General features: G+C 40.2%; 13 protein-coding genes and 1 pseudogene. 11 read left to right on the forward strand and 3 right to left on the reverse strand.

Annotated elements, in window-relative coordinates; genetic code table 11:
* Positions 1-57: 57 nt before the first annotated feature.
* Together LN893_RS20880 and LN893_RS20885 are read left to right on the forward strand one after the other, a co-directional pair.
* Positions 58-141 (forward strand): annotated as a pseudogene (locus LN893_RS20880) (recombinase family protein); the annotation flags it as partial.
* 73 nt (positions 142-214) lie between these two features.
* Complete coding sequence (locus tag LN893_RS20885; protein WP_369427709.1) at positions 215-322, forward strand: helix-turn-helix domain-containing protein; 108 nt, start codon at positions 215-217, stop codon at positions 320-322.
* Positions 323-448: 126 nt separating this feature from the next.
* Here LN893_RS20885 and LN893_RS19170 read toward each other — a convergent pair whose 3' ends face one another.
* The 3 genes from LN893_RS19170 to LN893_RS19180 form a co-directional block, all read right to left on the reverse strand.
* A complete protein-coding gene (locus LN893_RS19170) occupies positions 449-3,421 on the reverse strand; it encodes a DUF8696 domain-containing protein (RefSeq protein WP_229972903.1) in 2,973 nt (990 codons plus the stop codon).
* A gap of 25 nt (positions 3,422-3,446) precedes the next feature.
* Positions 3,447-4,073, reverse strand: coding sequence for a T9SS type A sorting domain-containing protein (locus LN893_RS19175; RefSeq protein ID WP_229972904.1), 627 nt, complete (start codon positions 4,071-4,073; stop codon positions 3,447-3,449).
* A gap of 312 nt (positions 4,074-4,385) precedes the next feature.
* On the reverse strand, positions 4,386-4,628 hold the full coding sequence (locus LN893_RS19180) for a hypothetical protein (protein WP_229972906.1): 243 nt from the start codon (positions 4,626-4,628) through the stop codon (positions 4,386-4,388).
* Between the two features lie 883 nt (positions 4,629-5,511).
* Here LN893_RS19180 and LN893_RS19185 point away from each other — a divergent pair.
* The 9 genes from LN893_RS19185 (at position 5,512) to LN893_RS19225 (ending at position 13,818) form a co-directional block, all read left to right on the forward strand.
* Positions 5,512-6,537 (forward strand): replication initiation protein, encoded by a 1,026-nt coding sequence (locus LN893_RS19185; protein WP_229972908.1) that lies wholly within the window; start codon positions 5,512-5,514, stop codon positions 6,535-6,537.
* A gap of 198 nt (positions 6,538-6,735) precedes the next feature.
* Positions 6,736-7,488 (forward strand): ParA family protein, encoded by a 753-nt coding sequence (locus LN893_RS19190; RefSeq protein WP_229972909.1) that lies wholly within the window; start codon positions 6,736-6,738, stop codon positions 7,486-7,488.
* A gap of 2 nt (positions 7,489-7,490) precedes the next feature.
* Entirely contained in the window at positions 7,491-7,949 is a 459-nt protein-coding gene (locus tag LN893_RS19195) for a hypothetical protein (RefSeq protein WP_229972910.1), read from the forward strand.
* 200 nt (positions 7,950-8,149) lie between these two features.
* Positions 8,150-8,470 (forward strand): GIY-YIG nuclease family protein, encoded by a 321-nt coding sequence (locus LN893_RS19200; RefSeq protein WP_229972911.1) that lies wholly within the window; start codon positions 8,150-8,152, stop codon positions 8,468-8,470.
* 480 nt (positions 8,471-8,950) lie between these two features.
* A complete protein-coding gene (locus LN893_RS19205) occupies positions 8,951-10,144 on the forward strand; it encodes an alpha/beta hydrolase-fold protein (RefSeq protein ID WP_229972912.1) in 1,194 nt (397 codons plus the stop codon).
* A gap of 130 nt (positions 10,145-10,274) precedes the next feature.
* Positions 10,275-10,718, forward strand: coding sequence for a hypothetical protein (locus tag LN893_RS19210; protein ID WP_229972913.1), 444 nt, complete (start codon positions 10,275-10,277; stop codon positions 10,716-10,718).
* A 353-nt stretch (positions 10,719-11,071) separates the two neighbouring features.
* Positions 11,072-12,055, forward strand: a complete 984-nt coding sequence (locus tag LN893_RS19215; protein ID WP_229972914.1) for a gliding motility protein GldB-related protein — start codon at positions 11,072-11,074, stop codon at positions 12,053-12,055.
* A 91-nt stretch (positions 12,056-12,146) separates the two neighbouring features.
* Positions 12,147-13,019: a DUF5694 domain-containing protein gene (locus LN893_RS19220; RefSeq protein WP_229972916.1), complete on the forward strand. Its 873-nt coding sequence runs from the start codon at positions 12,147-12,149 to the stop codon at positions 13,017-13,019.
* A gap of 424 nt (positions 13,020-13,443) precedes the next feature.
* Positions 13,444-13,818 carry a hypothetical protein gene (locus LN893_RS19225; RefSeq protein ID WP_229972917.1) on the forward strand — a complete coding sequence of 125 codons (375 nt, stop codon included), beginning with the start codon at positions 13,444-13,446 and terminating at the stop codon, positions 13,816-13,818.
* Positions 13,819-13,867 lie beyond the last annotated feature (49 nt).

Genomic DNA, 13,867 nt, shown 5'->3' on the forward strand with positions numbered 1-13,867 from the left:
TCGCTGCGTGACCTGATCGACCTGGTCTCGGAGTTCCAGGAGCGTGGCGTGGACTTCGTGAGCCTGCAGGACGGCATCAACACGGCCACTGCCACGGGCCGCTTCACCTTCAACATCTTCGCCTCCCTGGCAGAGTTCGAGCGCGAGATCATCCGCGAGCGCACCAACGCGGGGCTCGCCGCGGCAAAGGCCAGGGGAAGGCGGGGCGGCCAAGGTGCTCTTCGACGCTGGCAACAGGTCTGTCGGGGAGATAGCCAAGATTCTGGGCATCGGAAGGGCAACGTGCTATCGCTACATCCAAAGCGTAGATGAAATACAATAAAGAGACCTAAGAGGGTTAACAGAGGATTGGCTAATTGCCAAAGCACTGTAGATAATCCTCTCCGAATTAAAAGCTCAAATAAGCAGAAAAGATACTTCGGATAAGCTTAATTGTAAATTCATTAATTTACTTGCAATTAGAATAAGTGAAGACATGTGTTTCACCCCCACCCGACATTTCCACTATATCGCCTTTTGGATTATACTTATATGAGTAGGTTGTAACCCTTGTCTCCTCTTTTCCGTCAATGATGTTAATAGATGTTACCTTGCCTGGAGCATTTCTGCTATAGTGGCCACCATGATCTCTACTGTAGTATCCTATCAGATAATAGGGATTTATTTTATCACTGTAACTTTCAAAAGTAACTACCTGACGAAGCTTCCCTTCTTCATCATAGTCTCTTATTCTGGAGATATTTCCCGTACTTCCGATATACTCATATGTTGTCTTAGAACCCTGGCTTCTAACATCAGTTGCAGAGTAATGAGTCTCCCTGTACCAGTTCTCTTCAATCAGCCTCTTGCTCGAATCATATTTATAAGTGGTCTGATCTATGTTTCTGTTTAGATAATTGGATTCCGAATCTAAATCATGATCAAGAGTTTTGATGAGGTTGCCATTGTTATCATATTCATGTGTGTCATAAGCATACATTCCTTCGCCAGATTCTTCAAAATTAACCCTTGATAATTGATTTTGTGTGTTATGTATGAAAGTAGTAATGAAATTAGGCTCTTTGGTTTGATCATAATGATCAAATTCAGTCTCCTTGATTATTTTACCTTTGTCGTTGTATTCATAATCATAAGAGATAATATCTCCAAAATCCTCATCCTCCTCATCCCAAATTTCTATCCTGCTGATTTTACATTCTGAGTTAGCAGTGAAAATCACTGGGTTTTCCTCTATGTTCCATTTCATCCCGCACTTATCCTCCAGAATAGCCCTTATCTTCTGCTCCCCATCTACGGTATCCAAGGTCCAGTACTTACGGAGAAATTTTTGGGCATTCGGGTTATTGTAATCATCTTCAATGACTCCTTCCCCCTTTATTTCCTCCCACTTTCCGCCTTTGAACACCTCCCACTTTATGTTGAAGTTGTCTATGTCAACGTAAGGAAATATTGATTTATCGTCCAAGTTCTTGACAGCAAAGGAAATCGGAACAGGCAGTCTTTTCCCTTTTTCACCCATTTGGCTGTCTCCTCCTTTTGCATCAACTTTAAGAGGAGGGACATGGGTGCTGGTGATAAGTATGTCCTTATACACGGAGAAGTCTATGCCTGGCAAGGATACTGTTACTGTATTCTTCTCTTCCCTGCAGGACAGGATCCACTCTACTGTAGCTTCCCCGCGCAGATCGGTTTTCCCAGCGGGGTTTACTTTACGATCCGGTGCAAAAGCACCGGTAAGTGTCAGCCAGGTAAAATCCAATTCTTTGACAGCATTGATACTGTACGGATAGTACTTATAGTTTTCTATGGCTCTAACGGTTATCGGTACTGTCTCACCCGGCAAATAACGCTCATCAAGCTTTGTCACTTGGTCAAACACAAAGCAACTGGTTGTTTTGTATTCTTTTGTAGCCAGGTTCTGTCCTAAATACTGACAAGCATCAACCTTTTTATTAGCCAAGGACCATGTAAGGGGAAACGACCAGGCATTTATGTGTTCTTCCCGCTTGTTGAACACATCAAGATATTTCAAAACCTTGGATGTAAATAAAAAGGGGCCTGAAATTCCACATTTCCCGACAGCTTCGGTTTCTTTTGATAAAGTAGGAATTACAACTTCCTTAAGTATGTCTGTGTCAGAATTGGCCGTCAGTAGTATTTTCGTCTTGTTGGCCATATCATCCGCTAGAGAACCAAAACATGCGGCAAGCTGCTTTGCAGCCTCAGAATGCTTATCATCAACAACACCCAGAGATAGGTTGTCTAGAATATACATCAACATTTCATACATGTTCTCGCCTCTGGCCAGATTATCCTCATCTGTGTTATCGAAGGCCCGTCCGCTTCTCAGCCTTATTTCATACTCCCCCACTTCCTTACCCAGGCTCTTCAGATCGAAAATCCTCTCATGTTGCAGATCCTCCTCCTCAAGAGCATAGTCCGGTGGTCGCATTCTCTGAACAAAGGAAGAAGACCGGAGAAGCCCCCCGGGAACAATAAAGAAGGCTTTGATGATGGAGTCGTCGCTTTTACGGTAAATGCTCCCCACATAAGAGAAAGGCGTAACATTGGTGATCTTTACTGATGAACCATCAGAAATGATACTTAGGGGACTGTCAATTATGTCATTGACACTTTGTAACCTGAATCTATCTTTATTGTAGCCCTTATCTATCAAAAGATTAACAGTGGCACGGATCCCATCGTTCGAGGAAGAAAAAAGCGCGGCTCCCTCTTTGGCTAAAGCCTCTACCTGCTTGCTCAACTGCTTGAACTCAACCTCAGCCTTATAGCTTTCTACAAGCGCCTTTTTCTCACTAATTGACACAGGCTTCAAAAAAGGGTACATCACCAGCAGGGCCAACGCAGTGGACTCTGAGTTGATAACATACTCCTCCTGAGGTCCGATGTAGTGACCCAGCATGGTGACCTCTTCCCTGCCATTCAACAGAAGCAGCACATCCTGATCGGTGGAATCAGCTACCAGAATCTCAAAGCTGCCGTCGGAGTTTAGCCTGCTGCTTTCAACCTCAGACATGATTGTGTAGCCGTTCAGACCTCCCGCGGCTCCCTCCGGCAATACAACTTTACCTTTGATCAGCTTTGCGGCGACTATTCGGCCCGTGTCAAAAAAGGCAGCTTTGACATCGGAGTAAACCGGCGAGCACCCCGGGGCCGTAATTTTGGCGCGGTAAAGGGTGGTCTGGGCGGGGGTCAGTTTCAGCCTCCCGACGCTGCCGTTCGGAACAGCAACCCAAGTCTGCCGGTCAGTGGACTGCTCCCACTGTATCTGGCCGTGGTACTCGTCTAGCTGGAGGAAAAAGTCCCTGCCACCTGTTATCTGCCCCGCAGCGGAGGTGACGACAAAGAGACACAGCACTAACAGCAGCAAGCGGTTAATTTGTAAGTAAAGGTTACCCATCTGAATCTGAGCTTAGTGGTGCGAGTTATTGGACAGTGATTTTTCGGACGATGTTGACCTTGCCGCCCGAGAGGCGGAGGAAGAGGAGGCCTTTGCTATAAGACGGCAGCTTGATGTTCAAGTTTAGCTTTCTGCCTGGCGTTTCGATGGTCTCCCTGTATACGGATCTTCCCAGCGAGTCGTATATCTCCAGCAGCATGGAGGCCTTGTTCAATTCCCCTGCGGATGTTATATAAAAGGTACCATTGCTGGGATTCGGGTATATGGTTATGCCCAATTCGTCTTTGGAGTTGCCAATTCCTGTGACGGAGTTGACCGTTAATGTTACTTCCTCCGTCATGGCGCACCCAGCGGCATCGCTCACGGTTAACATATAAGTTGTGGTCGAGTCTGGGGTGGCCACAGGGTTAGCGACATCTGTTCTATTGAGCCCCTCTGCTGGAGACCATGCGTAAGTGTAAGCTCCAGAGCCACCAGAGGCGGAAACAGCGCCTCCAAGCTCTACTGAATCACCCTTTGCCATTGCTGTGTCAGGCCCCGCATCAACTAAGAGAGGGGGAAACTGCTTGACTTTGAAAAGGAGTGTTGACTGTGCCTCCACATTGTAATAAAAGGAAAACAGGCAACAAAAGAGCAGGTAGAGTTTCTTCATATAATGGAATTAAGCACACGCGATATTGAACCGTGCAATTTATTACACCTTAAGTACAACAACAATACCCATAAATAGGTATTTATTTGTGCTTTATAAATCTATATGTTGATATTATACATTGCTGGTGAAAGAAAACCATGTATAAAGGGCAAGAGATAAACCATACCACCTCTATCTTACTGTCTAAAAGCCAGCATTTAAGGGATCTTACAATTGTCTGTACTCAACTTCTATGTTCGTAGAAGGTTTGTAACAAAGGTACGAAAACAAAGAAAACACTCTATAATTGGGAGTACTCATGGATGGGAATCAGATGCCAGGCAGCTCTATGTCTTCCAGGTACGGCTCCAGCAGGCTTGTGTCTGTGAAGCCCAGCGCCAGCTTGATCTCGTTTGAAGCTGGGCAGTACCACAGCTCACAGAAGAAGCCGCCCATGCCGTAGAGCGAAAGGACATACCCTTTCTGAGCCGTCGCACCAAGGAAAGTGCCCTGACGCCAGACGGCCTCTGCCCGATCGTCCAATGCTAGGGAGTTGAATTCTTGCAGATCCATATCAGGTGATTACGTGAATGGCCTATAGGGGTATGTGCGCAGTTAGGTGTATTAAAATTAGTTTTGTTCGCCCAGTTTGAAACTGCAAAACTGCCCCTACCCCTGGATCCATAGTCAAGTATAAGAAGACTGACACAAAGCTATGAGAAGCTGACTGTGCGACTTTACCTAGGTAAGTGCTGATCGTAATACAAGGAAAGCCTTAATTGGTTTGTATGACAGCAGCAGTTGTTGAACTTTTGTTTGGCTACTTCTCTCCTATTCCAGCGTTTCAGAACCATTTACCTCTTTTATTAGAACATGTAAAAACACAAAAGATTCTATTATTACACTTTGTAAGCTAGGCTAATGAAGTGTAGAACTAACGACAAAAAACCGAAGTTCCTAAGGAGAATGATTGTTTTGATTTCAACTAACGACAAAAAACCGAAATTCTTAAGGGAATGATTGTTTTAATCTCAATCAACGACAAAAAACCGAAGTTTCCAGGTAAACTAGATTCCGATTCACTGAATGGGGATTACAAAGTCTATTAACAGGTAAAAAATTATAAGTATTTTCATGAATAATATTTTAAAAATATAAATTAAATGGTTATTACCTATTTTTTTATTTATTCTTATTATTCTTATTATTATGACGTAACTAACTAACAATCAAATATTTGAATAACAAACTAACGACAAAAAACCGTTGAACTAACGACAAAAAACCGTTGAATAAACTACATAAAACCGAAGTTGTTAGCTTAAGTTAGCGACAAAAAACCGTTGAACTAACGACAAAAAACCGTTGCTTGGTCGATCTAACGAAAAAAAAATTAAAATGTCGTTAGTTCGAGATTATTATATATATTCGCTGCAGTAATTTATGAATATAACTTATGAGAAAGAATAGTGCAGACGTTATTCAGGTAGCTCAACATAATACACTAGCACGCGCACACTTTGGATTAGACAACTTACAAGCAAGAATATTTACTTTACTATTGCAAGGGATTGAGCGCCGTGATTCAGAACTGAAAGACACTTACATAAAGATGTCTGATTTAGTTAATTATTCAATTGGAGGTACAACATACAAACAATTGGATGCTGCATGTAAAACGTTATCTCAAAAGGTCATAAATACTGAGCCCGATAAAAAGATTGGTGCTGATTATTACCCTATTTTTGAATATGTAAAAATCAAATCGGGTAGTCATGGGTTTATTCTTGGGAAATTTAGTAAGCATGTTAAACCTTATTTATTAGACTTAAAAGAGAACTTTTCTTTAGGTGAAGTTACAAAACTGATGGAACTAGAATCTGGGTATACTCATCGTATGTTCTGGTTCCTTAGAAGCTATATCCATTTAGGAAAAGTTAACATATCCGTAGAAGAATTGAAAGATACAATATTGGGTGAAAAAGCTGAACGAAAAGGCAAAGCCAGCTATGAACGCTATTATGATTTGAAAACTAAAATTATTGATGCGGGTATTCAAGAGCTTGAAAGAGTTGAATTGTTAAAAGTTGAAGTCGATGACTCGGACAGATATAGAAACGCAGTAAAAAGTGTAACATTTTTTATTACTAAGCCTAGTGAAGCTGCCGTCACTCCTGCCTCTACTAATAATTCTATGCGTGCAGTGAAAATAGATTTATTTAATCAGCCTACTGTTAAAGAAGCTAATGCTAATAAAGAAGCTAATACTAACTATACTGGTGTTGCCTTGAATGCTTGGAATCAGATGCTAAAGTATGGACTTGATCAAAAACAAGCACGCTACTTTTTATCCAAGTTGGAACCAGAAGTGATTACAAAAACTATTCATAAAGAATATATCCTTAAAAAGGATAAAGTTAATAATGCTGCAGCCCATATTTATGATGAACTAAGAAAACAGATAGAAAGGAAGGCAGTTTAGCTTACACCTTTAATTAATAATCTTAGCTAAGTTATTTAACTTAGTATTCTTAATATTCTTAAGAAACATACTGTACATTCTTAATAATGTTTAGATAGCTAAGATAAATAAGTATAATTTATTTATAAGCATATCTTGCTTAGCTATTTTAGTTAAGTATATTTACTAACTATACCTTTCACTCTAAATTTTATATTCGTGACTAAAGTAATAAGCTTTGTTAATGCCAAGGGGGGCGTAGGAAAGACTACTACCAGCGTAAACGTGGCTGGTGGTTTGGCTAATGAAGGTTTCAAAACACTTTTTGTTGATTTAGATCCACAGGGCAATGCTACTAGTTATCTTGCTCTGGAAGGGTTGAAAAACGATATGTCTGATCTGTTACTGGAAACGGCAAAATTTGAGGATGTGGTCGTGTCAAAATACGGGATGGACATCATACCAGTAATTTGTGATAAGTGCGTGGGTATGGAAGGTAGGCTTGCTTCTCAGACAAATGCAGAAATGTTGCTAATGATAGCAATAGAAGATTATTTGGACAACTATGATTATGTAATAATTGATTGTCCACCAGCAATTGGGAAGCTTACAGCAAACGCACTGCTTTTCTCAGATTATTATGTTATACCAGTTCTTCCTGAACCGTTTAGTGTAGATGGAATAGCTGGTTTAACTAAGTTTACTGATAGAATTGCTAAGTTTAATAAGAATCTTAAGTTTGCGGGATTCCTTTTAAATAAGTATAATTCAAAAAAACGAAACAGCACAAATCATATCATTGCTGATCACATTAAAGGCTTAAATATGCCGTATTTCTCTACCAGCATACGGGAGGATAAAACTTTATATGATGTTATTTTGATGAAAGGTGGACATATTTTCAATCTAGGAAATAAGAGTAATGGTGTGGAAGATTTTAAAAATTTATGTAAGGAAATAGTCACTCTATAAATATGGCACAGAAAAGAAGCGAACTGCTGAAAAACTCTAATTACCTCAGTAATTTAACAACTGGATTAGGACTAAATGGAGCCACTGTAGAGAATGAAGCTCCTTTAGTTGAAACACCGAGTTCAATACCCGAAAAGTCGTTAGAAGGCAAGAAAGTAGATAGAGAGCTAAATGAATCTAAACAAACGATAAGAAAGGATTCAGATAAAGAACTAAAGCCCAAAAAGCAAGTTAAACGCATTACCTTAGAAATCAAAAGTGACAAACGGAGAACAGCTGGGTTTCATATTTTTCCAGAATATGAAAATGCAATTGAAGCAATCCGGATGAATGGCCATCATAAGAATAAAGGAATGGCTCTGGAAATGCTGGTAAACTTTTATCTTTCACATATTGACTCCGAGAAAAGAGAGAACATATTGAAAACAATGACTGCTCCGAAAGATAATGACGAGTGGTAGTTATTGGTTGCGAAGTAGCTTTCGTTTTTTTGAGATTGCTTGTTTAAGAGGAAGCAATGCAATTTAAGCCTAGGGAAATTTTTTCAGACAGGTTTCTGTCCTCAAACTGGCTTTGGAAACTGTATAGGTCAGTACACTCGTTAGTTTTTAGAAAAGGGGTGTTTTATACTTAATGCATAAAAATAGACTCACAGATGATCATGTTTGATTTTGACGGGTTAAGTAGGAGAGAAGTATTAAGAGAATATAAGAAGCTAAGGTATGTAAAGAATAATAGTTCGTACTTCCTTTACTTTATTTTCGATTCAGGCGAGTGTGTCTACGTAGGGGAGACCAGCAACATCTTTTGGCGCGTCGTAAAGCATAAGGATAAATGCACGGAGGAAGCAGTGATTTACCTACGGGAGTACCAGGACAAGCAGGAGGTGCTTAAGTTGGAAAAGCACTACATCCGCGTTCTAAAACCAAAGTTCAACAACCGCTACTGCCTGGAAGGACAGCTAGAGCTTTTCGCCGCCTAAACAGGGTAGGAGAGGGGCATTATCACTCTGAAGTTATCTAATAGATCAAGCTGTAAGAAACATCCCCAGTAAAGATATTCTTTGCTGGGGATGTTTTGATTTACACTGGTTAAAGAATAAGGCAATTCAGCTCAGCTATCTCGCTTTATTAAATCTCCTTTACCCGTCTCAAAAGTAGCAAAGCTGTTTTGAATCTTAGGACGGGAATTCGGGAATCGTTGNCCTTCCCAGAATTAGGGGGTTTTATGAGACAATAAATTTTAGGGGAGGATCCAGTTATTGTGAGGTTAATATATAGTATATTCGTTAGTCCAGTTACGTTTAGCTGACAAACGGTAGGCGGCTAAACGTAATAGACTACGTTTATATACAAGTTAGGCTACATAAATTTTAAATAGTTTTTAGTAATTACTTAAACTATTTACTAAATATAATTTAAAGAGCTAAGCAAAATAGAACTACCATTTCTCTGTACGTGATATGAAACAACTTTTGTTGGCAGCCTTTTTTTTCGCTGCTTTGCCTGTATACTCCCAAAACGGAAAAATTGAAATAGGAATCATTGATAGTCTTTACTCCACATCACTTGGTGAGAACAGGCAGGTATGGGTCCATGTCCCCGCTCAGCCTGAGGGATACGAAATCTTTGCTCCCAAACGGTACCCTGTGCTTTATCTGCTTGACGGGGACTGGCATTTTCAATCGGTGACAGGACTACTACATTTTCTAAGCTCTGAGAACGGTGCTAGTATAGTCCCTGAAATGATAGTAGTGGCAGTTGTAAATACGGATAGAACACGTGACTTTACTCCTACAAGCTCAACAAAGGATTGGAATGGAAACGAGCAAAGATACCTGAGAAACTCTGGTGGGGGCAATAAATTCACATCTTTCCTTGAGAAGGAGCTAATCCCTTACATTGATTCTAAATACCCTACAGAGCAGTACCGAATGCTTGTAGGACACTCTTTCGGTGGCTTATTAGTAGTAAACACACTAGTTGAAAAGCCAGCCTTATTCAACGCTTACGTAGCCATTGAACCAAGCCTTTGGTGGGATGATAAAGTTGTACTGAAGAAAGCTGTCACAGCGATTCAAAAAGACAGGATTGGCAACAGAAAGCTATTCTTGGCAGTTGCGGACACAGTACAGGCATCAGATAATGTGGCGCACATCAGGGCTAATATTGCCTTTGCTAGAATGCTGGAAAAACAGAAGAACACATCTCTGACATGGAAGTATTATAAGGGCGAAAATCATTTCACAGTACCCTTGATGGCAGAAAATGATGCGCTGCGAACATTGCTAAAGTATGAACCCTTACCAATACCAGGTGAAGGTGTCGAAGCCTCCGCTTTTCATGCAGACTATGTAAGGCAGCACTACACTTACTTATCAGACAAAGTGGGATATAAAATGCTGCCTCCTGAGGACATGGTATTTAGCTTTGCCTTAGCTTGTATGAACCGAAAGATACCTGAAAAAGCATACGGCTTTTTAAAGCTGAACATGGAGAACTACCCCAACAGTTATAACGTGTATAGCAGCATGGGGCAGTATTATGAAAGGCTGGGAGACAAAGGGAAGGCAATAGAATTTTATGAAAAAGCTCTTACTATAAAGGACTACCCTGAGACTATAAATAAGCTTGTTAAATTAAGAAGCAGTAAATAGTCTGTCATGGCTAGGTAAAAGCATGATTTTAGAAAAGCCAAGAGAATGACAAAGCCTAACCCTGCACAGGCTCCATACTCGGCTACGCCTCGCTCGTAGCCTGTACAACCCGTTAGCATTAATTTAAAAAATGATAAGAGTAAAAGTTTTGCTTCTCATACTTATAGCTTTTGCTACAGAATCATTTGCCTGTGATTGTGGATTAATGATTATGGAAGAGAGTTATAGAAAAGCGGATTTTGTAATCTCAGGTAAAGTTGAATATGTTAAAGATAAATTAAATCGAAATTCCCGTTACATGAAGATTGATTCGACTTATTGGGAGAGAGGCGGTTACCATGCAGTTTTGAAAGTAGACAAAGTTTACAAGGGACATATGCTTTCCGATACAATTGAAATAATTCCTGATTGGTCAAATTGCGACAAGTATTTCAAAATAGGACAGACCTATGTTGTTTTCGGATATGTTGATAAAGAAAGTAACTATACGACTAGTAATTGCTCTGGAACATTCTCTAAAGAAGATATGGAATCAAAGAGAGTATTTGAAAAACTAAAAAAAGAGAAAATCTAATGCTAACAAAGTTTAGCAGTACGGCTTGCTAAATCTGCGCCATTCTGCTACACCAGCCCGTTACCACCTCACTAAATTTGTATCATAAAACCCTCGAATTTCGGGAAAAGCGCAAGGAACGACATCCCACAGCAACGGAGCAGTGCTGCTTTATAGATCAGTTGACCATGAGAGGCTGCCAGGGGTGGTGAAGTTCCCAGATATTTGCTATATTGAAGTATGGCTTTAACCTCTCTCACATGCGCAAACGCACTTCTGAATACAGGAAGTTCGGTTATGAGCTGTTTCGTACATAGTGCAGATAAGCGCATGTTGCCGTTTAGCTGCTAGTTAGCTACAATAAATGATTAGTAATGAAATGGAGTTTCTATAGCATTTTACTTGGTGGCTTGCTCATCTTAAGCTGCACCCATTCTAAAGTCCTTAACGAAACAGGTAAATCAAGCGATGTTAGCTATAAGATTGAGACCCAGGACATAAAAAATTTCTGGAAGGCATATGACCATTTGGGCAGCTCTTCGGATAGTGCTTTAGCATTTCAGGAGTTGTACCTGGATAAAGCAAGTCCATACTTCAAAGAGTTCTTGCAGCTAAGAAATTTTACAGCCAAAGAGTACGTCCAGTTGGTGAGGACAATGCCTGAATTCTGGAAAACAATCAGACCTTTGGCCGAAGACGTGCAGAGCAGGAAATCCGAACTACAGCCTGCTTTCAATAAGCTTCGTGAACTTTACCCGTCCTTTAAGCAACCAGACGTTTGTTTTGCTATTGGAACCTTGAGAACAGGTGGCACAACTTCAGAGGGGTTAATTCTGATAGGTACTGAGATTGTAGCAGCCGACAACTCAGTTAACCTCAAAGAGTTTGACAAGAATGATTTTATGAGGCTCGTCCTAAGAAACCAAACAGGTGACATCATTGGTGTAGTAGCCCACGAAGCTGTTCATACACAACAGCCAGGTGGAGACAATGCAGATGAATCCCTGCTGAAGCAAACCATAGTGGAAGGAGCTGCTGATTTTATCGCCTCCCTGATGCTGGGCAGAATTACGCAAAGCAAAGCCATATATGATTATGGTATGGAACACGAAAGGGAGCTATGGAGTGAATTCTATACAGATGTCAAAAGTGGGAAATCCATTGATGACACGGATTGGATGTATGACTACCGCACAAATCGTCCAGCCGATTTAGCTTATTTCATAGGGTTCAAGATTTGTGAAGCCTATTACAATAACTCCAATGATAAGAAACAAGCTATTGAAGACATCATCATGATGTCGGACGCTGAAAGTTTCCTGCTAAAGAGTGGCTATTTAGAGAAATATAGTAGCTAACCCAGTACATGAGCCAAACTTAGGCTTCGCCTCGCTCACCTCATGTACCAGTGCAGTTTGTACAATTTCAATAACAAATAACAATATGATTATGAGACTGTTTTTAGCGTTCCTAATATTTGGATTTTGTTTAAATGTATCAGCGCAATCTGGCAAAACAGAAATATTACTATTGGGTTCAGATCATTTAAGGAATGTGTATAAAGAAGGTTATCCTAATACAGACGTTTTAACGGACAAAAATCAAAAAAACATCCGAGCATTTTCATCATTAGTAGAAAGGTACTCTCCAGATATGGTAATGATAGAAGTTGTGCCGGAAAGGCAACAGGAAATTGACAGCTTGTATTCCCTCTACTTAGAAAATAAGCTAAAGCTGAACAGCTTAGAAGATGGCAGAGATGAGATTTATCAACTGGCATTTCGCATAGGGAAAAACAGTGGTGTTCAGGAGATAATTTGCGTAAATTCAAAAGGAGGCACTTCTAAAAGTATTTTAGATAATGGAGAGAACATTGAAATTTTTCAAAATGAAGATAAGGAACTTGGTAAAGTTGTAAGTGAAAAATATGCTGCATTGCAAAATGGGAAACTATCTTTTAAAGATTTTTTAGTTTTCCTTAACCAACCAAAAACTTACAATATGGTGTACCGTTTTAGGTATATGACTCCTGCAAGAGTTACCAATGGGACTTTTACCAATCCGGATGAAATGGTGGATACTGCCTTTATTAATCCGAAATACATCGGAGCTGAACTAATTTCTGTTTTCAAAAACAGGGACTATAAAATTTACTCTAACATTGTTACAAACCATCTCAGAAAAAAGCCAAAGAGAATTTTAGTAATTATTGGTGTTGGTCATATCGGTTCTTTAAAAAGCATCTTTAGGGATGATGAGGAGTTTGCAGTAGTTGATGCAAATAAGTTCTTAATGAAAAAAACTGTACACAACAATGAATAACACAAAATGCGGGATACCTGCCAAAAATAGCATTTTTGACTACCCTTTAAAATAGAGTTTAACTGACAGTTTTATCTCTCCAACCCGCAACTTGCGTTATTCGAGATGTTACCCCCTTTCGCATTTGCATCAAGAAACCCTCGAATTTCGGGAAAAGCGCAACAGACGACATCCCAGAACAACGGTGCAGTGCTGCTTTATAGATCAGTTGATCTTGTAAAGCTGCCAGGGGTGGTGAAGTTCCCAGATATTTGCTATATTGAAGTATGGACTTGATCATTTCCACATGCGCAAATGTATTTCAGGATGCAGGAAATTTGGCCATCAGCTGTTCCGTGCATAATGCATATAAGCGTAGGTTTACGCATATCCAGTAGTTGGGCGGCAGTTAAAAGCATAGAAAAAAGATAAGACTCCTTTACCCATGTCAACTAAAACTGACTTCACTAACTGGCTGGATAGAATAAATAAAACAGAAACAGTCAGTGACAGCATCGTTGCCTTCAATTTCGGTTTGTTTGAAACTGAAAGCAGCTATACAATATATCTGACAGGTTCAGAAACCTTTGATGAAGAAGATGATGACTGGGCTACAAACGTGAACTTCGAGCCAGAAGATAAGTACTTTGAACTTGACCCTTCTACTATGAAAGGTAAAGATTGGGAGAAAGCCTTAGAAGTTTATGAAGGGCTTGTGTCAGAATACGTGAACTCAGAGAACTTCAACAACTCCATCTTTAAGAATGCAGAAGCTATCACAACAGGCTTTGACGATGGAAACTTAGTAAGGGTAAAATAAAACCGTACGCCCAATCGAGTGGATGGCTGACAGCAAATTGACTGCCAGT

It is taken from the genome of Pontibacter harenae, from assembly GCF_020907245.1.
Lineage (GTDB): Bacteria > Bacteroidota > Bacteroidia > Cytophagales > Hymenobacteraceae > Pontibacter > Pontibacter harenae.